Origin of the sequence: Mesorhizobium sp. 113-1-2, from assembly GCF_016756475.1 — a bacterium.
GTDB classification, from domain to species: Bacteria; Pseudomonadota; Alphaproteobacteria; order Rhizobiales; family Rhizobiaceae; genus Mesorhizobium; species Mesorhizobium loti_C.
The window spans coordinates 706,693-724,587 of the sequence record NZ_AP023242.1 but is presented as its reverse complement, the minus strand read 5'-3'; the positions used below and the strand labels follow the sequence as shown (position 1 = coordinate 724,587).

Here is a 17,895-nt window from a genome sequence, read left to right as displayed (position 1 = left end):
TGCCTAAGCCATCCTGATATCTCAGTTGGCTTCCCCGTGGAAGGCTAGCGGTCCATACGCAATCTAAGCGGTGCCACTCAGACGGTCGAGTCCATACTGTTGACTAATATAGGGGCAAACGGACACGGCGGCACAATAAGCCACTGATCGGCTCCAGACCGACCGGACGCGGTTGATCGTTCCGCGCAGGCGGCGGACCGACCTCATCCCCGCTGGTGCTCCGTCATCCTCGTGCTGCCCGGCGAGAACCACGCCTCCAGCAAGGGCAAGGCTCCTCGAGGGTCGCAACGGCCGCACATGAAGAGGTCGAGGGCTGCGTAGCCGGTCTCGGGCCAGGTGTGGATGCTGATATGCGATTCGGCGAGCAAGGCGACGCCGGTGATGCCGCCGCTCTCGCCGAAATTGTGCAGCATGACGCTCAGCACCGTGGCGCCGCAGGCCGCCGCCGCCTCGCGCAGCACGCGCTCGATCCCCTCGGCATCCCGCAGCCCGCGGCACTCCCAGAAATCGACGAGCAGATGCAGGCCGGGGGCAAAGGGCTGGGCCTGCTCGGTTTGGGCCTGATCGGTCACGCGGGTATCCATCAGGACCGCCCCGTCTCTTGCGCGAACAGCACCCGCTTCCAATTGGTGTCCTTGGTCTGCATGCGCCAGATGAAGGCATCGAGGATGTAGTGGGTGGCCTGGGGCAAGGCGAGCAGCGGCGCCAGCCAGATCAATGCGTCGGAAGAGCTGAGCGACGGCAGGGTCCCGAAGGCGCCGAAGAGGCTGCCATGCTCGCGCCAGACGAAGCCATCCCACAACCCCTCCTCCAGATAGGCGAGGCCGAAGAGGGCGGCCATGTAGACAGGCACGGCCCGCCAGGTGAAAAGATGGGCGATCCATGGCGCCAGGAAGGAACTGCGCCCGCCCTGCAGCCGCGCCTGGTTGCGGCCATAGCCCCAGATCAGCGCGATATAGGGGATGCCGTGGGCGATGATGTTGGTGCCGGTGAAGACGAGGTCGTTGTCAAACAGCACGATGCCGATGAACCAGGACGTCGCGGTGCCGACGAGCAGCAGATTGCGCGGCAGGTTGAAGCCGATGCCGCGGCGAAGCAGGGCGAACTCCTTGACGATGTAGGCGGCCAGGATGGCGCCATAGAAGAGGCCGGCGATGGTGGCGAGCAGCGGCAGGTCGAGGCGGATGAAATCGCCTTCGACGAACCAGGAGAATTGCCGCTGGTGGCAATGCCAATAGATCAGCGGATAGAGCGTGGCGCCGTAGATCGCCGCCTTGTCGATGCGGCGGAAAAGCGATGGCAAGCCGTGCTCCCGGCGGGCATAGATCATCATGAACCCGTATTGCTGGCGCACGAAGTGGAACACGGCGGCATAGGCAAGCACGCGCCAGAACACCAGGCTGCCGCACCAATAGAGCAGGCAGCCGCCCAGCCAGGCCAGCAGCGGCGTCAAGCCATAGAGCCAAGGGCGCGCGCGAAGCTCGGCGCGGTCGAGATAGGTGCGGAACAGGGTCGAATAGACATGCGCCACGTCGACCCCGACCACGAGCACCAGCCAGACCAAGGGCGACATATCGCTTGCCACGCCGCCGAACTGGGACCAGGCCAGGGCGGCCAGCGTCACCGCCAGCGCCGGCGCCAGGATGAAGCCGAGGTCGAAGCGGGCGGAGAATATCCAGGGTTGGGTCTTGAGGAGGGAATGCGCCATCACAGCACCGTCTCGAAGGGATGGCTGAGATAGGCCATGGCATTCTCGGCCGCACGCACCCCATGCGTATAGGCCTCCTCGAATATGGAGACGCCGCTCATGTCCGAATGGGCGGTGAAGACAGGCGGTTTCTGCGCGAGACTGGCGCGCCGCTGCGCGCCCCAGATGAAGCCCGGCACCGGCCGGATCATCGCATGGCCCCAAACCCAGACATCGACCCGCCGGACATGGCCTTCGAGCTCGGGGTGGACTGCGAGAAGCTCCTTGAGGAAGATGTCTTGCCAGGTTTGCAGGGGCCGCGCCAGGGCCTCCCGGCGGGCCTCCTCGGGCGGCAGGTGACTGAGCGGCCAGTAATAGGTCAGCACCGTCTTGGTGGGGCGCATCTGTGTGATCTGGTGGGTGGCCACGACATAGCCGAGCAGGGGGCTGTCGAAGACGACATTGTCCCAACTCAGGCCGGCGCCCGTGCCGCCCGGCAGGCTGTCGAGCGTGATGTTGGCCACCGCCCAGGGCGCATAGGAAAAGCCGGCGGCAAGGGCCGCATCCTTGATCAGCCGCGCCGTGACGAAATGCGGCGTCGCCAGCACCACGGCCTTCGCCTCGACGCGGAAGGTCTTGTCCTGCGCCGCGTCCCAGACATCGACCGCCACGCCCGTGCCTCCTGTTTCGACGGCAAAGGCCAGCGCCCTTGGCCGCACGCGCGGGCCGAGAACCGCGGCGAGGCGGCGCGCGAGATAGCCGTTGCCTTCGGGCCAGGTGACCAGCCCCTGCTCGTCGACATCGGCCGCCCTGCCGTTTCGGGAGGCGAAATAGTGGATGCCGGCCCAGGCCGAGACATCCCTCGACCGCGTGCCGTAGTCGTCGCGGCAGCAATAGTCGACATACCAGGCGAGCCCCGGCGAGCGATAGTTTTCGCGCTCCATCCACGCCGTCATGGCGATGGCGTCGAGTGCCATCAGGTCGGCGTCCTGCGAACTGAGGTCGAGCGGAATGGCAAAGGCGCGCTTGCCATCGCTGCCGACGCGCCGGCGAAAGTGGCGCATCGTGGCGAAGAAGCGGCTGGTCTCTGTCTCCTCTTGCGCGGTGAGGCCTATCGCCGGCACCAGGCCATCCTGCCAGCGCCCGTAGCGGTAGAGGCGTTCGGAAGGGTCGGCGCACAGCGCATATTCGTCGTAGACCGGCGCGCCGGTAGGGCCGTAGCCGGTGATGATGCCGAAATCCTCGAACAGTGCCCGCACCGCCTTGGCTTCCTGGGTCAGCAACGGCACGTAATGGGCGCCCCAGGGAAAGGCTGAGACGTCGTTCTTCCCGCTGGCAGCATTGCCGCCGGGAGCGGCTTCGAGATCGAGCAGCAGGAAATCATCATAACCGGCTCTGGCGAGACGATAGCCGGCGCCCAGGCCCGCGATGCCGCCGCCGACGATGACGACATCGGTCCGCAGGATCTGGCCCGGCGCGGCAAAGGTGCCGCCTCGCAGCCTGTGGCCGATGGCGGAGGAGGCGCCGACGAGTTCACCGGGCACCGCACCGCCCTCAACGCCGCTGGACAGCATACTTCCGGCCAGCAGCTCTCTGCCGGCCAACCCTGAACCGGCGAGGCCGAGCGAGGCGGCTGCAAGCGCCAGGAACTGCTTGCGGGTGATCCGGCTCATGGCGAGGCCACCCCCGCGCTCCGGCTTTCAATAGATGAGGTAATCGCCCCACTCCTCGTCGAAATAGCGCACCAGCGGCTGGTCATCGAGCCGCTGGATGGCGGTGGCGACATGCGCCATGTCGGGCGGAAACTGGAACATCGCCTTCATGGTCGGCAGGTCGAGGAAGCGCAGCCCCTCGGGCAGGTGCTCCGGCACCCGATAGGGCGAGAAGGAGCCGATGATGAAGCCCCATTCGCCGAAGGACGGCACGAAGAGATGATAGGCGGCGGTCTCGTAACCGGCCGCGGCAAGCGTGTTGTCGACGCACCAGAAGGATTTGCGCGCGATGAGCGGCGAGGTGCTCTGGATGACCACGATGCCGTCATCGTTCAGCGCCGATTTCAGCTGGCGGTAGAAGGTCAGCGAGTACAGCTTGCCGATCGAGAAATTGGAAGGGTCGGGCAGATCGATGATCACCGCATCGAAGCGCTGATCGGCCGGCTTCCGTTCCCGCAGCCAGAGAAAGGCGTCGGCATTGATCAGTGTCAATTTGGGCGAGGACAGGGCGCCGCCATTCAGCGCCGTCATCAACTCGTTGCTGGAGAACAGGCGCGTCATCGCGGGGTCAAGATCGACCATGGTCACGGCCTCGGCTGCCGGATATTTCAACACCTCCCGCAGCGCCAGGCCGTCGCCGCCGCCGATGATCAGCACCTTGCGTGGCGCCTTCAGCGCGCTCATCGCCGGATGCACCAGCGCCTCATGGTAGCGATATTCGTCCAGCGACGAGAATTGCAGGTTCGAATTGAGGAAGAGGCGGATGTCGCGCTGCTGGCGGGTGACCACAATGCGCTGGTACGGCGTGGATTGGGCGAAGATCACCGTGCCCGGATAGATGCTCGCCTCCGAGATAGACTGGATGCGTTCCGACCAGACGAAGCCTGCGATGAGCAGTGTCAGCACGGTGAAGGCCGCGGTCTTGTGCGCCCCTCGCCTGGGTATGATATCGGCCTTGATGGCATAGAGCATCCAGATCGCCACCATGGTGTTGAGGATGCCGAACAGGAAGGCCGAGCGGATCAGGCCGAGATGCGGCACCAGCACCAGCGGGAAGAGCAGCGAGGCGAAAAGCGCGCCGATATAGTCGAAGGTAAAGACCTTGGAGACCAGGTCCTTGAAGGCGAGCCGCCCCTCCAGGATGCGCAGCAGCAGGGGAATTTCGACGCCGACCAGGATGCCGATCACGCCGACCAGGACATAGAGCCAGAGGCGAAAGGAGGCGACCTGGTCGAACAGGATGAACAGCGCCGCGGCCGAGGAACCGCCTATCGCTCCGATCAAGAGCTCGATGCGGACGAAATAGGCGAGCAGGTTTCGGTCGATATAGCGCGAGAGCCAAGACCCAACGCCCATGGCGAAGAGATAGGCGCCAATGATGGTGGAGAACTGCGTGACGGAATCGCCGAGCAGGTAGCTCGCCAGCGTGCCGGCGATCAATTCGTAGACCAGCCCGCAGGTCGCGATGACGAAGGCCGAAAAGAGCAGCAGGATTTCCACGAAAGCGCCTTACGCCAACTCGCCCGGGAATCGCCTGTCAGCCATGAATGGCCGAGGCGATGATGAGGGCGATGCCGATCACCACCGACCCCAGGAAAATCGCCAGCGCCATGTTCTGCTTCTCGCAGATTTCTTTCCAGACCTGCACCTTCGGGGTCAAGAGGTCAAGCAAGACGAAGGCGATGACGAAGACGACGAGGCCCAGGCTCGAATAGACCAAAGAGGCAATGACGAGTTTCAAATCGATCAGGCCGGTCACATCCATTGAAAGCCCCCTATTTGTGATATTCGTTGACGCCGCGGTTGGCGGCCTGCTTGCCGTTGAACATCGCGGTCACGGCATAACCGTTGAAGTTGGCCGCCGACATGCCGAGCACGACCAGCATGGCATAGATCATCTGCAGCTTGCTCATCTCTTCCTCTCTCGCATCAATCGGCAACGCCGCCCTTTTCCCAGCGCGACTTCTCGAACATCGACCGCTTGACGAGGCCGAACGCCGGCACGACCAGCAGCAGCACCATGGCGATCAGGTAGTTCGACCAGACCGGCACGCCGTGCCGGACTGATATGACGACACGCTGCGCCGGTGACGGCGCCCTGGAGAACACGCCGGCATCGGGCTCGACCAGCAATTGATAGGTGCCCGGTGGAACCGGCGGCAGCAGCGAAGTCGTGTCATAGCCGCCCTCCTCCCAGCTGCCGTCGGAATCTTGTCCGCTGTAATGCTCCAGTGCCTGGAACACCGGATAGCCCTGGTTGGTGTCGGTGTTGACCAGCGCCATGTTGAGCTCAAGCCAGTCGTTGCTGAGGTACGAGGTGGTCTCGATCTCGACATTACCCTCCTTTTCCAATCGGAACGGCCTGGAGGACAGGGTCTTGCCCTTGTCGGCGGCGCTCAGATCGTAGGTTTGGAAACTGACGATCGCGTTTTCCGACATTGCCAGCGAGACGACTTGCAGCAGCGTGGCACCAACCACCGCCGCCATGATGACGTTGAAGGAAGCCTTGTAGGGATTGACCTGACTGACGCCCGCCGAGAAGGACGAGGGCACGCGCAGCGGCAGCTTGAAGGCGGCTGCGACGAGGCTTGCGTCGAGATATTCGCCCTCGGAGACGACGATCTCCTCGTCGTTTTTCTCCACCATCAGCCTGTAGGGCGGCGCGATATAGTCGGTTACGGCGGTGACGTCCGAGGTCGATGCCCGCCAGAAGAATTCGCCGGCAACGTAGGTTGTGCGGGCAAAGCCCTTGCCGAAGAACTGGTAGCTGCGCCCATTCGCATCGATCCAGCCCTGGTCGCCCGCGCCGGGGACGTCGCGGTTCAGCATCTTCACCAGGGTCCAGTGATCGTATTCCTCGGCGAGGAATCGATAGCCGTGATAGGGGTTGAACAGCAGGTATTCGGTCCACCGGAAGTCGCCGGGCCCATCGCTGCGCCGCATATAGCCGACGACTTCCCATTCTATATCCCCAAGCCGGGCACGCGCGCCGATCGGGATCTCGGCGTCCTGCATCGCCGATTGCGCCGTCTCGATGATGTCCAGATTTTCGTCGGCGACATCGATCACGGACGAACACTGGCTGCAGGTGGCTGATATCGACTGGCCGGCCGCGCGGAGCGTGACCGATCCGCCGCAATTCGGGCAGGCGAAGGTGCGCGGCTTGCCCGGCGCGCGCGGCGGCGGCGCCGGCGCGGCGGACGGCAGGATCGAAGGCTCGCCCATCACCACCCCTCCAGTGGTCGCAGATTGGTGAAGCGAAAGTCATCCCATTCCACATAACGGCCGACATAGGCATGGGCCTCGCGGCCATCATGATCGAGCGTCGCGAACTCGCCCTTCCTGCCGATGCAGTCGATCGCGACCGTCCGGCGGCCCTTGGGCGCGGCGAAGGGCAGTTCGCCCTCCGATCCCAGGCAGGTCGCCAGCTTGATGTCGACCGCGCGCAGCGTGACGCCGCCGAGCTCGACCACAAAGCCGGGTCTTGCCTCGGCGGCCTTGCCGCTTGTCAGCAGCGCCCGACAGTGGGCGAGGGTCGCCTCGACGTCGCGGGGCAGGGCGCCGTCCAGTTCGAAGCTGATGGAGAAGGACCCTTGCGCCTCACCGATCCAGCCACGCCGGCCGTCCGCCATCAGAAGGTGCCATTCGTTCCACAGCCCGTCGCGCCAGCCGATCTTCAGCCGCCCGATCAGCGTGAAGGACTGCTCCTCGAAATAGCCGCCGCTGCCCAGCTGCAACGGGCTCATGTCGTCCGGCAGGGCGGCCATCACGCCGATCGACTTCACGTCGACATCCGTGCGCACCACCATGGACTGGCAATAGGCGCAAACGGCATAGACCGACTGCGCCGATTGGAAAGTGACGTCCGCGCCGCAGGACGGACAGGCGAACTTGCGCATGAAAACCCTGAGTTGGCGGTTGGCTGCGCCGGCCCCCCGGCACCGCAAGGTTTGGAAAGCTGGGCTCGCTTCGGAGCCTATTTGATTCGCGACAGAAGTTCGGCCTTCTTGGCGTCGAATTCCTGCTGCGTCAGGATTCCCTTGGCGAGCAGGCCGCCGAGCTTTTCGAGCAGCTGGATCGGATCTTCGGCCGGTTGGGACGGCGCCGCCTGGGCCGGCGCTGCCGGAGCGGGGGCGTGGCCGAAACCCTGCGCCATGGTCTGGCCGATCGCCAGCCCTGCCCCGAGACCGGCTCCCGCCCCCGCCAAGCCGCCCGGATTCTCGGCGGCGATCGGGATCGATTCCGCGGTCTGGAACTGGACGTAGCGATTGAGGTCGCCCAGCATGTTCATCGAGCTCACCTTGTCGAGGACGCGTTGCAGCTCGTCGGGCAGCGACAGGCTCTGCACGTAGAAGCTCTTGACGTCGATGCCGTAGGCTCGCAGCGCCGGACCGATCGCCTCCGCCAGCTTCTGCGAGAATGCTTCCTGATTGGCCGCCATGTCGATGAAGGCGACGCTGCTCTGGCCAAGCGTGGTGGCGATGGCCATGAGGATGACACCGCGCAGCTGCCCTTCGATCATCTCGGAGGTGGATCGCTCGGCCGTGCCGACCAGGCGCGACCAGAACATCTCGACATCGCCGATGGCATAGGAATAGTTGCCGAAGGCGCGCAGGCGGATCGGGCCATATTCCTTGTCGCGGACTGTCAGCGGCTGTGTGGTACCCCATTTGCGGTCGATCTGGTCCTTGGTGTCGAAGAAATACACGTCCGACTTGTGCCAGACATTGGGAAACGAGAGGCCAGCACGCCCGGTTCGTCGGCAGTCCACTGGATGACGTCGATAAATTGTTTGGAAATAAAGTCCAGAATGCCCATGCCCGTTTGCTCCATTTCAACGGATCGAAACCCTGAGACAACCTCATCCAGCCCAGCACGGCTGGCAAACGGGGAAGACTAACTCAGGATCTCGAAGTGCCGCGACATCGGCCCTTTAGTAACCGGTCGCCCGGGTCGAACACAACCACTTTGTGAGATCGGCCCGTCCCGTGTTTGTTCAAGTCAAGCGGCCGATTTGGAGGCTTGAGGCGCAAACGCGAGGAGCAATCCACGATTGCGCCGATGATCCCGGTTGAGTGACTACGGATTCTGCTCGACACGCTTTTCGAGTTCGGCGGTGCGTGCGCTCAAATCGTCCAGTTCAAACCCTTGAGATGAAAGGAAGGCCGCCGATCCGTTGTCGGGATCGGCGGCAAGACGGTGCGTTTCCCGCAGATGATGTTTCAGCCAGGCGCGCTGCTCGCGCTGCAGCCGGGTGCGTTCGGCGCCATGCTCGCGATGCATCAGGGTGTTGTAAGCCGCGTTCAACCTGGCATCGAACTTGTCAATCTCGGCCTTCCCGCAATCCAGCATTTCCGAGGTGGCGCCGCCGGACCGGTCGATGCACGCTTTCATTTCGGCGTCGCTCTGTGCCATCGCGGGATGAGCCGCTGTCATGGCTGAAATTCCGAGAAGGCAGGCATATCGGTGCATGGGGGATTCCTTGATGAATGCGAATTAGGACATGTCGGTTTCGCCACGCCTTCTCGGATTGGGAGTGAGGGCGGGCCCACGATATGTTGGGCAGGGCGTGAGCGCGTCAAGGCTCGGGCCGGCCGCGCTCCAGCGAGTGCAAGAACCGGGCGTCACCGGCCGGCAATCGAGCGATTGCACTGTAAGGTGCTGAAATCCTTAACGTGATTTTCACCCGACTAGCCTAGCTACTTGCCCCTATGACGCACTCCATGCAGCCTGTTCAAGGGTCCGCCCCTCAGGGGCAGGGCGAATCCGTGGACGCTGGGATTCTCCGGGATCAGTTCGCCGATCTGCGGGCTTGTGTCTTCATTTCGATGCCTATCGGCACGGTGCTTTCGGCCCTGATCCTGGCCGTGCAGCTGCTTGCGGGCGGCGGGTTTGCGGCGGTGCTGTGGTTTGCGGCGGTCGCCACGATAAATGGCGCACGCATAGCGCTCGCTCTCTCCCAATCGGGCACAGAAGGCAACTGGCTGAAGCCGATCGGCGCGCGGCTTTCTTCCTATGGCATGCTGGCCCTGGCGTCGGGCGTCGCCTGGTCTTTCCTGGCGGTGCTGACCGACGGCTACACCACCCCCCAGGCGCCGATCTACCTGATCGTTCTGGCAGGCGCGACGGCCGGTTCGGTCACCTACGGCACATCATACGCCCCGGCCTCGATCAACTTCATGACGCTGCCGCTTTTGATCGCCATCGGCTGCCTCTTGGCGAAAGGCGGTATCGAAAATTACGTCCTGGCTTTCACGGTCCTGCTGTTTCTCGTAGGCATGATCAGAAGCGCACTTCTTGGACAGGCCCGCTTCCGGGAAACAAGCCGCCTCAAATACGAGGCGAAGGACTTCGCCACCCAGATGGAGCGAAACTCCAGGCGCGATCCGCTGACGAATTTGCTCAACAGGTACGGGCTCGAGCAGGCCATCCGCGAGCTCGGACTTGCCGACGGTCCGTTCGTGGCCATGCTGATCGACCTGGACGGCTTCAAATCCGTCAACGACACCTATGGTCACAATATCGGTGACGGCCTGCTGGTCAGGGTTGCGCGCAGAATAGAGGACCATGCGCCGCCAGGGGCGACCATTTCGCGCATCGGCGGCGACGAGTTCGTGTTGCTCTTTCCCGCCGGCAAATCCGTGCTTTCGACCGACCAACTGGCCTCCTCGATCATCGCGGCAATCGCAAATCCGGATCCGGCGTTGAATTCGGTGCGTGTCGGCGCTTCGGTCGGCATCTATGTGTCGGACAGACCGCAATTGACGCAGATGCTGCTGCGTGCGGACTTCGCGCTTTACGCGGCCAAGCGCAGTGGCAGGAATGAATACCGCCTCTTCGATGCCGGGCTCGACCGCGGGCTCGAACGCAAGCACTGCATCGAGCGCGATCTGCGCGGGGCGATCGAAACCGGCACGCTTTGCTCATGGTTCCAGCCTCTGGTGCGGCTGGACACCAATGCCGTCGTCGGCTTCGAGGCTCTGCTGCGCTGGCGACATCCGGTTCATGGCGCCATCTCCCCGCCCGAAATCGTCACCGCGGCGCGTGAAACCGGGCTGCTTTCCCTGCTGACGGAAACGGTGTTTCTCAACTGTTGCGCCATGATCGAAGAGCTGGTGAAAAACGGCCGTCAGCATGTCCGAGTCGCGATGAACCTGTCGCCGCGCGAGCTCGAGGCGGGCAATGTCGATGACATGATCCTCGACAGCCTCAAGACGAAGAATGTCCCGGTGGCGATGCTCGAGATCGAGATCACCGAAGAAGCGCCCGTCGATCGCGACAGGATCGACGAAAAGCTGGAGCACCTGGCGGATGCCGGCATATCCATTGTGCTGGATGATTTTGGCACCGGCTTTTCGACGCTGGTTTCGCTGAAGGACAGCCGGATCCGCAAGATCAAGATCGACAAGGACTTCGTTCGCGATCTCGCCAGCTCCGTGGAAGACCAGGCCCTGGTCAAGGCCGTCATCGATCTCGGACGAACGCTGGGAATAGAGGTGGTCGCCGAGGGCGTCGAAACCGACGCGGACCGCATGATCCTGCGGTCGCTCGACTGCATGATCGCGCAAGGCTTTCTCTTCTCGCCAGCCCTTCCCATGCATGATGCACTGGCCTTCGACGCAGCCCGCGTCAACAGCCCCGTCGCCGCCAAGGCCTTGTTCGATCCGGCGGCGGGCTTGCTGCGCAAATCTCAGACCGGCAACGCCGCTTAGCGAAGGCGGCGCCGGCCGGCTGCGGTCGACGTCTCCATCCAGGCACAGATTCTCAACCTGTTGAAGGACCGGCAGCAGGCGACATGCTGTTCATCGGCCACGATCTGCCGGTGGTAGGCCGCGACCGCATCGCCGTCATGAGGCAAGGCGAAATCTGCGCCGATGTGCAGATGTCTTGAGGTGGGCCGGAAGCGGACGGTCCGGTTCTGGGACGAACCAGCCAGAAAAGGTGCCATTCCGCTGGCGCCCCAACTTGGCCGCTAAATCGCGACTGCTCTAGCCAAGTGGCGAGGCAGCCACAGGGTGGACATTTCAGCCCACATGGAAAATGATCATGTTGCCATGCACAACACTGCAGTGCTCTGATCTCGACGAAAAGCCTGAGCGTAGAAGCGGATCAACCGACCTCCGGGTCCAGTGAGCGGGGACGCAAATGGACACCCCAGAGAATAGGCAATTGCATCGCGACGCGGGCGGTCGACCCCGTCGATCGGCCGGCTGGCTTGCCCGTGCCGCCGTGTCGGGGGCATTCCTGCTCGGCATGGCTTTCAGCAGCACTGCGTTTGCGCAGGACCAGCAGCTGCCCGTGGTGACGGCGGCCAAGCCGGTGGTCCGTGAAATCGTCGAAGACGACGAGTTCGTCGGGCGCTTCGAAGCGGTCGACCAGGTCGCCATCCGTTCGCGCGTCAGCGGCTATTTGGACAAGGTCAGCTTCCAGGACGGCGCACTGGTCAACAAGGGCGACCTGCTCTTCACCATCGACCAGCGTCCGTACCAGGCGGCTTTTGATGCCGCCAAATCGCAAGTGGACGTTGCCAAGAGTCTGCTCGAATTCTCCAAGATGCAGCTGGATCGCGCCGACGAACTCGCCAAGACCGGCAATATCTCAACCGCCACGGTCGACGACCGCCGGCGGGAATACCTTTCGGCGCAGGCGCAGATGCAGGGCGCGACGGCTGCGCTGACGGCAGCGAGCCTCAATCTGGAATTCACCGAGATCAAGGCACCCTTGTCCGGCCGCATCGACCGCCGGCTGGTGTCGGTCGGCAACCTCGTGCAGCCGGATTCCACCTTGCTGACGACCATCGTTACGCGCGACCCGATCGACTTCTATTTCGACGTCGATGAGCGCCTGTATTTCAGCTACGCCCGCGACGCGAAGGCGCGTGGGGGCACCATGCAGGAAGGCGCCGGCGGGCTCGATGTGGAGGTTCGTGTCGCCGACCGCGCGGAGGCGGTATTCAAGGGCAAGCTCGATTTTGCCGAGAACCGAATCGACAACGCGACCGGCACCATGCGGGTGCGTGCGAGGTTTCCCAACGCCGACGGCATTCTCCAGCCAGGCATGTTCGGGCGCATCAACGTGCCGGGGTCGCTGCCGCATAGCGGCGTGCTGGTGCCCGACGAGGCGATCGGCGCCGATCAGGATCGCCGCATCGTGTTCCTGGTGGATGAGGCGGGGATGGTGTCGGCGAAGCCCGTGCGCACCGGCCCGCTTCTCGACGGCTACCGGGTAATCCGCTCGGGCCTGACCGGCGGCGAGACGATCATCGTCAACGGGCTGATGCACGCCAGGCCCGGCACCAAGGTGAAGGTCGAGATGGTGGCGTTGCCGCCCAAGGTCGAGACCGCCGGGTTGCAGCAATGAGGTTCGCACATTTCTTCGTCGACCGCCCAATCTTCGCATCGGTCGTTTCGATCGTCCTGCTGATCCTCGGCGGGATTGCCTATACCCAGCTGCCGGTCGCGCAATATCCCGAGATTGCGCCGCCGACCATCGTCGTTCGCGCGCAGTATCCGGGCGCCGACGCCGAGACGGTCGCAGCGACGGTGGCGACGCCGATCGAGCAGGAGATCAATGGCGTCGAGGGTATGCTCTACATGTCGTCCTATTCGTCGGGCGACGGGGCGATGGCGCTGACCATCAGCTTCAAGCTGGGCACCGATCTCGACAAGGCGCAGGTGCTGGTGCAGAACCGCGTGTCGGTCGCCGAGCCGCGCCTGCCGGAAGAAGTCCGCCGCCTGGGCATCACCACGACCAAGAGCTCGCCCGACCTGATGATGGTCGTGCACATGCTGTCGCCCGACAATACCTACGACCAGCTCTACGTCTCGAACTACGCCCGCTCGCGGGTGCGCGACATACTGCTCAGACTTGACGGCGTCGGCGACCTCATCATCTTCGGCGAGCGCGAATATTCGCTGCGCATCTGGCTCGATCCGGAAAAACTGTCCGCCCTGGGGATGACCTCGGGCGATGTGGTGCAGGCGCTGCGCGACCAGAACGTCCAGGTGTCGGGCGGCTCGATCGGCGCGCCGCCGACCAATACTGGCACGGCGTTCCAGTACACGGTCACCACTCAAGGCCGCTTCAACGACGCACGCGACTTCCGATACGTGATCGTCAAATCGACTGACGACGGCCGCCTGATCTCGCTGCAGGACGTAGCGCGCATCGAGCTCGGCGCCAAGGATTACGTCACCAACTCCTATCTCAACGGCAAACCGGCAGTGGCGCTCGCCATCTTCCAGCGGCCGGGCACCAATGCGCTCGCCGCAGCCGCGGAGATCCAGGACAAGATGAAGGAGCTTTCCCGCGACTTCCCGAAGGGGTTGAGCTACGACATCGTCTACAATCCGACCGAGTTCGTCGCCGAGTCGATCCAGGAGGTCTACAAGACGATCCTCGAGGCGATGTTGCTGGTCATCATCGTCATCATCGTCTTCCTGCAATCGTGGCGCATGGCGATCGTGCCGATCGTGGCGATCCCGGTGTCGCTGATTGGCACGCTGGCGGTGCTGTACGCCGCCGGCTTCTCGCTCAACATGCTGACGCTGTTCGGCCTCGTTCTGGCGATCGGCATCGTCGTCGACGATGCGATCGTCGTGGTCGAGAACGTCGAGCGCAATATCGCCAGTGGGCTGGCGCCCAATCCGGCGTCGCACCTGACTATGAACGAAGTCGGAACGGCCATCATCGCGATCTCGCTGGTGCTGATAGCCGTGTTCGTACCGACAGCCTTCATCCCCGGCATTTCTGGGCAGTTCTATCTGCAGTTTGCGATCACCATCGCGGTGTCGACGGCGATCTCGGCATTCAATTCGCTGACGCTTTCGCCGGCGCTGGCCGCACTGCTGTTCAAGCCGCACCACTCCGCGGCGGCGCCGTCGCGCTTTTTCCTGGCGCGGTTCGGACGGGCGCTCGCCGACGGCTTCAATCGCGGCTTCGACAGGGTCGCGCACTGGTATTCGAGCATCATCCGCGTGCTGGTCGGCTCGCGGATAGCGATCACCGCCATGTTGGCCGTTTTCGCAGCCCTCATCTACGCCACGGTCTACATGGTGCAGACGGTGCCGCGCGGTTTCATTCCGTCGCTCGACCAGGGATATGCGATCGTCGTCGTCCAGTTGCCGGACGGCGCCTCGCTGTCGAGGACCGATGCGGTCATCCAGCAGGCGTCGCAGATCATCCAGAAAACGCCAGGCGTCGACTACGCAGTCGCCTTCGCCGGCTTCTCCGGCGCGACCTTCACCAACGCCAGCAACGCGGGCGTGATCTTCGCCAGGTTCAAGCCGTTTGACGAGCGGCTGAAGGCCGGCCAGTCGGCAACTAAGGTCATCGGCAATCTGTTCGGCAGCCTGCAAAGCATCAAGGAAGCCTTCATTATCGCACTGCCGCCGCCGCCGGTGCGTGGCGTCGGCAATGCCGGCGGTTTCAAACTGCAGATCCAGGAGCGCAACAGCGCCGACATGCGGCAGATCCTGGCGCTTGCCTATGAAATCGCCGGCAAGGCCAACAAGACGCCGGGGCTAACGGGCGTGTTCACCACGTTCTCCGCGTCGAGCCCGCAATTCTTCCTGGCGATCGATCGCGACAAGGCGCGCATCCTGAACGTGCCGATCCCCAACATCTTCGAGACGCTGTCGATCAATCTGGGCACCGCCTACGTCAACGACTTCAACGCTTTCGGGCGCGTCTACCAGGTGCGGGCGCAGGCCGACCAGGCGTTCCGCCTCGATCGCGCCGACATCTTGAAGCTGAAGGTGCGCTCGGCGACCGGCGCGCTGGTTCCGCTCGGCACGTTGATCGAGATCCGCGACGTCACCGGCCCGGCGCTGGTCCAGCGCTACAACATGTACGTCTCGGTGCCGCTGCAGGGCAACGCCGCCCCCGGCGTTTCCACGGGCGAGGCGCTGGCATTGATGGAAGGGATCACGGCAAAGACGCTGCCGGCCGGTACCTCCTATGAATGGACCGAGCTCGCCTATCAGGAGCGCAACACCGGCAATGCCGCTGTTTATATCTTCGGACTGTCGGTGCTGTTCGTGTTCCTGGCGCTGGCGGCGCAATATGAAAGCTGGGTGCTGCCGTTCGCCATTGTGCTGGTGGTACCGCTCGGCGTGCTCGCGGCGTTGCTCGGCGTGTCTTTCCGAGGGCTGGACAACAACATCCTCGTGCAGATCGGCCTCATCGTCCTGATCGGGCTTGCCGCCAAGAACGCGATCCTGATCGTCGAATTCGCGCGGCAGGCGCAGGAACGCGGCCTGTCGGCCGCCGAGGCTGCCGTCGAAGCCTGCCGGCTGAGGCTGCGGCCGATCCTGATGACCGCCTTCGCGTTCATCCTCGGCGTCGTGCCGCTGATGATCGCAACGGGCCCGGGCGCAGAAATGCGCCAGTCGCTCGGCACCGCGGTGTTCTCAGGCATGCTCGGCGTCACCTTCGTCGGCCTGTTCCTAACGCCGGTGTTCTACGTCACGCTCAGGTCGCTATTTTCGCGGCGCAAGCCCCGTTCCGAGGCCGAGCCTTCGGGGCCGGCAGAGGCGCCATCCGAGACGGCCGCCGAGTAGAGTTACGAATTCGCCGCGTCGGGCGCGGCCGGGCGGCGAGGCCAATACGATCTTCTATCTGGTCGACAAGGCGGGGCTTGAGGGTGGCTGAACGCGTCGTTCCAAGGATTGTTTTCGAGGCGTTCGAGCACTGCCTGCCGGTCAATGATCTTGTGCAGGCAGCCCCCACATGGCTCAGTCTGCCCCCTCACCCATAGCACCCGCGCTCCACAGCCAGCCGCCGCACCAGCGCCAGCACCGCGTCGATGCGAGCGGCTGGCCGCCATTCCCGACCGCACGACAAAGGAAAAATTCCAGGAGCTCGAGGTCGGCATCGACCTGCACCGCGTCATCGCCGAGATCAGCGGCAACGCCATGCTGCACGGCATGCTGTGCGGCATCCTCGACAAGTGCCAGCACTATGTCTGGACGGAACTCTTGTGGCTCGACGAATGGAAGATCGCCCGCGAAGAGCATGCCGAGATCGTCGAAGCGATCTGCGCCGGCGACGCCGCCCGCGCCGGCACCCTGGCCCGCGCCCATGTGCGCGGCTCGCGCGAAAACGTGCTGAGGCTGTTGCAGGCGAAGTCGGACTACCAGAGTTTTCTGGCGAAGGCGTCGTGAGGACCACCTGATGCTACTAATGCGGGCCGCGGGCCCGAGCATTTGCCTCAGCCAACACCGCGAGCGCCTGTTCGACATTCCGCGCCTGAGCATCGGTGCGCTCGATATACTTCACCATCAGCTTTCGCAGCACAGCGAGCTTTGCGGCGCGATATGCCGCACTCTTTTCGGGAGATGCGAAGGACATAGCCATGGCACGATCAGTGTGTTGTGGGATCGATGTGGCGGAGGCGAGAGCGCGCGTCAGCCACACGTCTTTGCTCGGATCTGATCCTGCAGCACAAGGCAATGCTGATGCCGACGCCCCGCTCCTCGTCCAGCATTTCATTCGCTCGCGTGAGAAAGAGTTCCGCACGCTTGACGCGCAGCCTGGCTCTCGCCAGTTCAAATTCCAGATGGTCGTACATTGTTCCGCACCTTTGAGGTCTGCGTCCCTTCAAGAGGAAAACCGCCGCCGGGCGGTTTGGTTCCCATTGATTGGCGCAGGCACCAAGCCGACAGAGCCTCAGCCCTTGAGCTCCTGGAGGCTGTTGCCGCCATCGACCACCAGAAGCGCGCCGTTGACATAGCTGGCGCCTGCCGAGGCGAGGAACACCACCACTTCGGCCACTTCATCGGGCCGGCCGGCCCGCCCCGGTGGCGTATGCAGGGCCGCTTTCAGCTCCATCTCGCTCGACGAGCCCGTTTCGATCCAGCCGGGCGCCACGGCGTTGACGGTTATGCCGCTCCTGGCCACTTCGAGCGCCAGCGTGCGCGTCAGGCCGACCATGCCGGCCTTGGCGGCGGAATAGGCTGATGTGCCCACGAAAGACACCAGCGGCCCGGTGACCGACGCCACATTGACGATGCGCCCATAGCCCGCTTCGATCATTGCCGGCAGGAACGCATGGGTAGCCAGAAACGCCGTCTTCAGGCTGACGTCTATGCCTTGATCCCAATCGGCTTCGGTCATGGCGACAAACGCCTTGTCGGCCGAGGGTGATGCCAACGAGCCCATGCCGGCATTGTTGACCAGGATGTCGACGGCGCCGATCTCAGCCCGCAGCCGCGCGACATCGGCGGCCTTGGTGAGATCGGCGACCACGGCCCTGGCATCGATGCCTTCAGCACGAAGCGCGGCGGCGCGGTCAAGTACGCGTGCACTGGCGCCGGTGAGGAACACGGCATGGCCGGCTTGGCTAAGCTGGCGGGCAATGGCGAAGCCGATGCCGTCGGCGGCTCCGGCACCGGTGATCAGGGCACGTTTGATGCCGGGAAGGGTCATGGTCGGATCTACTCCAAGGCTGTGCCTGCCGCACGCAAACGGACAGTATCGGCTGTATCAGCAGAACCA

General features: G+C 63.8%; 16 protein-coding genes. 4 read left to right on the top strand and 12 right to left on the bottom strand.

Annotation, left to right across the window (positions count from 1 at the left end):
* Positions 1-203: 203 nt before the first annotated feature.
* The 10 genes from speD to JN279_RS03380 all read right to left on the bottom strand — a co-directional run bounded on the left by speD (position 204) and on the right by JN279_RS03380 (position 8,871).
* A complete protein-coding gene (gene speD, locus JN279_RS03425) occupies positions 204-584 on the bottom strand; it encodes an adenosylmethionine decarboxylase (RefSeq protein ID WP_096452350.1) in 381 nt (126 codons plus the stop codon).
* The gene (locus JN279_RS03420; RefSeq protein WP_202351985.1) at positions 584-1,708 is read right to left on the bottom strand and encodes a hypothetical protein; all 1,125 of its coding nucleotides are present in this window, start codon (positions 1,706-1,708) and stop codon (positions 584-586) included. The genes speD and JN279_RS03420 overlap by 1 nt, the downstream gene beginning before the upstream one ends.
* Entirely contained in the window at positions 1,708-3,360 is a 1,653-nt protein-coding gene (locus tag JN279_RS03415) for an FAD-dependent oxidoreductase (protein WP_096452352.1), read from the bottom strand. Before JN279_RS03415 ends, JN279_RS03420 begins: the two co-directional genes overlap by 1 nt.
* 27 nt (positions 3,361-3,387) lie before the next feature.
* Positions 3,388-4,899 (bottom strand): polyamine aminopropyltransferase, encoded by a 1,512-nt coding sequence (locus JN279_RS03410; protein ID WP_096452354.1) that lies wholly within the window; start codon positions 4,897-4,899, stop codon positions 3,388-3,390.
* A 37-nt stretch (positions 4,900-4,936) separates the two neighbouring features.
* Positions 4,937-5,164 carry a DUF350 domain-containing protein gene (locus tag JN279_RS03405; RefSeq protein ID WP_202351984.1) on the bottom strand — a complete coding sequence of 76 codons (228 nt, stop codon included), beginning with the start codon at positions 5,162-5,164 and terminating at the stop codon, positions 4,937-4,939.
* Positions 5,165-5,174: 10 nt separating this feature from the next.
* Positions 5,175-5,312 carry a hypothetical protein gene (locus JN279_RS03400; protein WP_202351983.1) on the bottom strand — a complete coding sequence of 46 codons (138 nt, stop codon included), beginning with the start codon at positions 5,310-5,312 and terminating at the stop codon, positions 5,175-5,177.
* Positions 5,313-5,328: 16 nt separating this feature from the next.
* On the bottom strand, positions 5,329-6,624 hold the full coding sequence (locus JN279_RS03395; RefSeq protein ID WP_096452356.1) for a DUF4178 domain-containing protein: 1,296 nt from the start codon (positions 6,622-6,624) through the stop codon (positions 5,329-5,331).
* Positions 6,624-7,298 (bottom strand): DUF4178 domain-containing protein, encoded by a 675-nt coding sequence (locus tag JN279_RS03390; RefSeq protein ID WP_096452358.1) that lies wholly within the window; start codon positions 7,296-7,298, stop codon positions 6,624-6,626. The genes JN279_RS03395 and JN279_RS03390 overlap by 1 nt, the downstream gene beginning before the upstream one ends.
* A 77-nt stretch (positions 7,299-7,375) precedes the next feature.
* Positions 7,376-8,170 carry an SPFH domain-containing protein gene (locus JN279_RS03385; protein WP_202351982.1) on the bottom strand — a complete coding sequence of 265 codons (795 nt, stop codon included), beginning with the start codon at positions 8,168-8,170 and terminating at the stop codon, positions 7,376-7,378.
* A 308-nt stretch (positions 8,171-8,478) separates the two neighbouring features.
* Positions 8,479-8,871: a lysozyme inhibitor LprI family protein gene (locus tag JN279_RS03380; RefSeq protein ID WP_096452362.1), complete on the bottom strand. Its 393-nt coding sequence runs from the start codon at positions 8,869-8,871 to the stop codon at positions 8,479-8,481.
* A 296-nt stretch (positions 8,872-9,167) separates the two neighbouring features.
* Here JN279_RS03380 and JN279_RS03375 point away from each other — a divergent pair, with 296 nt between their 5' ends.
* The 4 genes from JN279_RS03375 to JN279_RS03360 all read left to right on the top strand — a co-directional run bounded on the left by JN279_RS03375 (position 9,168) and on the right by JN279_RS03360 (position 16,562).
* Positions 9,168-11,111, top strand: coding sequence for a putative bifunctional diguanylate cyclase/phosphodiesterase (locus JN279_RS03375; protein ID WP_244734391.1), 1,944 nt, complete (start codon positions 9,168-9,170; stop codon positions 11,109-11,111).
* Between the two features lie 541 nt (positions 11,112-11,652).
* Positions 11,653-12,759 carry an efflux RND transporter periplasmic adaptor subunit gene (locus JN279_RS03370; protein WP_202353631.1) on the top strand — a complete coding sequence of 369 codons (1,107 nt, stop codon included), beginning with the start codon at positions 11,653-11,655 and terminating at the stop codon, positions 12,757-12,759.
* Complete coding sequence (locus JN279_RS03365) at positions 12,756-15,959, top strand: efflux RND transporter permease subunit (RefSeq protein WP_096452368.1); 3,204 nt, start codon at positions 12,756-12,758, stop codon at positions 15,957-15,959. The genes JN279_RS03370 and JN279_RS03365 overlap by 4 nt, the downstream gene beginning before the upstream one ends.
* A 150-nt stretch (positions 15,960-16,109) precedes the next feature.
* Positions 16,110-16,562 (top strand): FadR/GntR family transcriptional regulator, encoded by a 453-nt coding sequence (locus tag JN279_RS03360; RefSeq protein ID WP_244734389.1) that lies wholly within the window; start codon positions 16,110-16,112, stop codon positions 16,560-16,562.
* A 200-nt stretch (positions 16,563-16,762) separates the two neighbouring features.
* Here the strand turns inward: JN279_RS03360 and JN279_RS03355 are convergent, their stop codons facing one another.
* Positions 16,763-16,969, bottom strand: a complete 207-nt coding sequence (locus tag JN279_RS03355; RefSeq protein WP_096452370.1) for a hypothetical protein — start codon at positions 16,967-16,969, stop codon at positions 16,763-16,765.
* Between the two features lie 98 nt (positions 16,970-17,067).
* A complete protein-coding gene (locus tag JN279_RS03350) occupies positions 17,068-17,826 on the bottom strand; it encodes an SDR family oxidoreductase (RefSeq protein ID WP_096452372.1) in 759 nt (252 codons plus the stop codon).
* Positions 17,827-17,895: the final 69 nt, after the last annotated feature.

Excerpts from the sequence above, each read along its gene's own strand:
- speD (WP_096452350.1), bottom strand. The coding sequence starts at position 584 with ATGGATACCCGCGTGACCGATCAGGCCCAAACCGAGCAGGCCCAGCCC.
- JN279_RS03420 (WP_202351985.1), bottom strand. The coding sequence starts at position 1,708 with ATGGCGCATTCCCTCCTCAAGACCCAACCCTGGATATTCTCCGCCCGC.
- JN279_RS03415 (WP_096452352.1), bottom strand. The coding sequence starts at position 3,360 with ATGAGCCGGATCACCCGCAAGCAGTTCCTGGCGCTTGCAGCCGCCTCG.
- JN279_RS03405 (WP_202351984.1), bottom strand. The coding sequence starts at position 5,164 with ATGGATGTGACCGGCCTGATCGATTTGAAACTCGTCATTGCCTCTTTG.
- JN279_RS03400 (WP_202351983.1), bottom strand. The coding sequence starts at position 5,312 with ATGAGCAAGCTGCAGATGATCTATGCCATGCTGGTCGTGCTCGGCATG.
- JN279_RS03395 (WP_096452356.1), bottom strand. The coding sequence starts at position 6,624 with ATGGGCGAGCCTTCGATCCTGCCGTCCGCCGCGCCGGCGCCGCCGCCG.
- JN279_RS03390 (WP_096452358.1), bottom strand. The coding sequence starts at position 7,298 with ATGCGCAAGTTCGCCTGTCCGTCCTGCGGCGCGGACGTCACTTTCCAA.
- JN279_RS03380 (WP_096452362.1), bottom strand. The coding sequence starts at position 8,871 with ATGCACCGATATGCCTGCCTTCTCGGAATTTCAGCCATGACAGCGGCT.
- JN279_RS03370 (WP_202353631.1), top strand. The coding sequence starts at position 11,653 with ATGGCTTTCAGCAGCACTGCGTTTGCGCAGGACCAGCAGCTGCCCGTG.
- JN279_RS03365 (WP_096452368.1), top strand. The coding sequence starts at position 12,756 with ATGAGGTTCGCACATTTCTTCGTCGACCGCCCAATCTTCGCATCGGTC.
- JN279_RS03355 (WP_096452370.1), bottom strand. The coding sequence starts at position 16,969 with ATGTACGACCATCTGGAATTTGAACTGGCGAGAGCCAGGCTGCGCGTC.
- JN279_RS03350 (WP_096452372.1), bottom strand. The coding sequence starts at position 17,826 with ATGACCCTTCCCGGCATCAAACGTGCCCTGATCACCGGTGCCGGAGCC.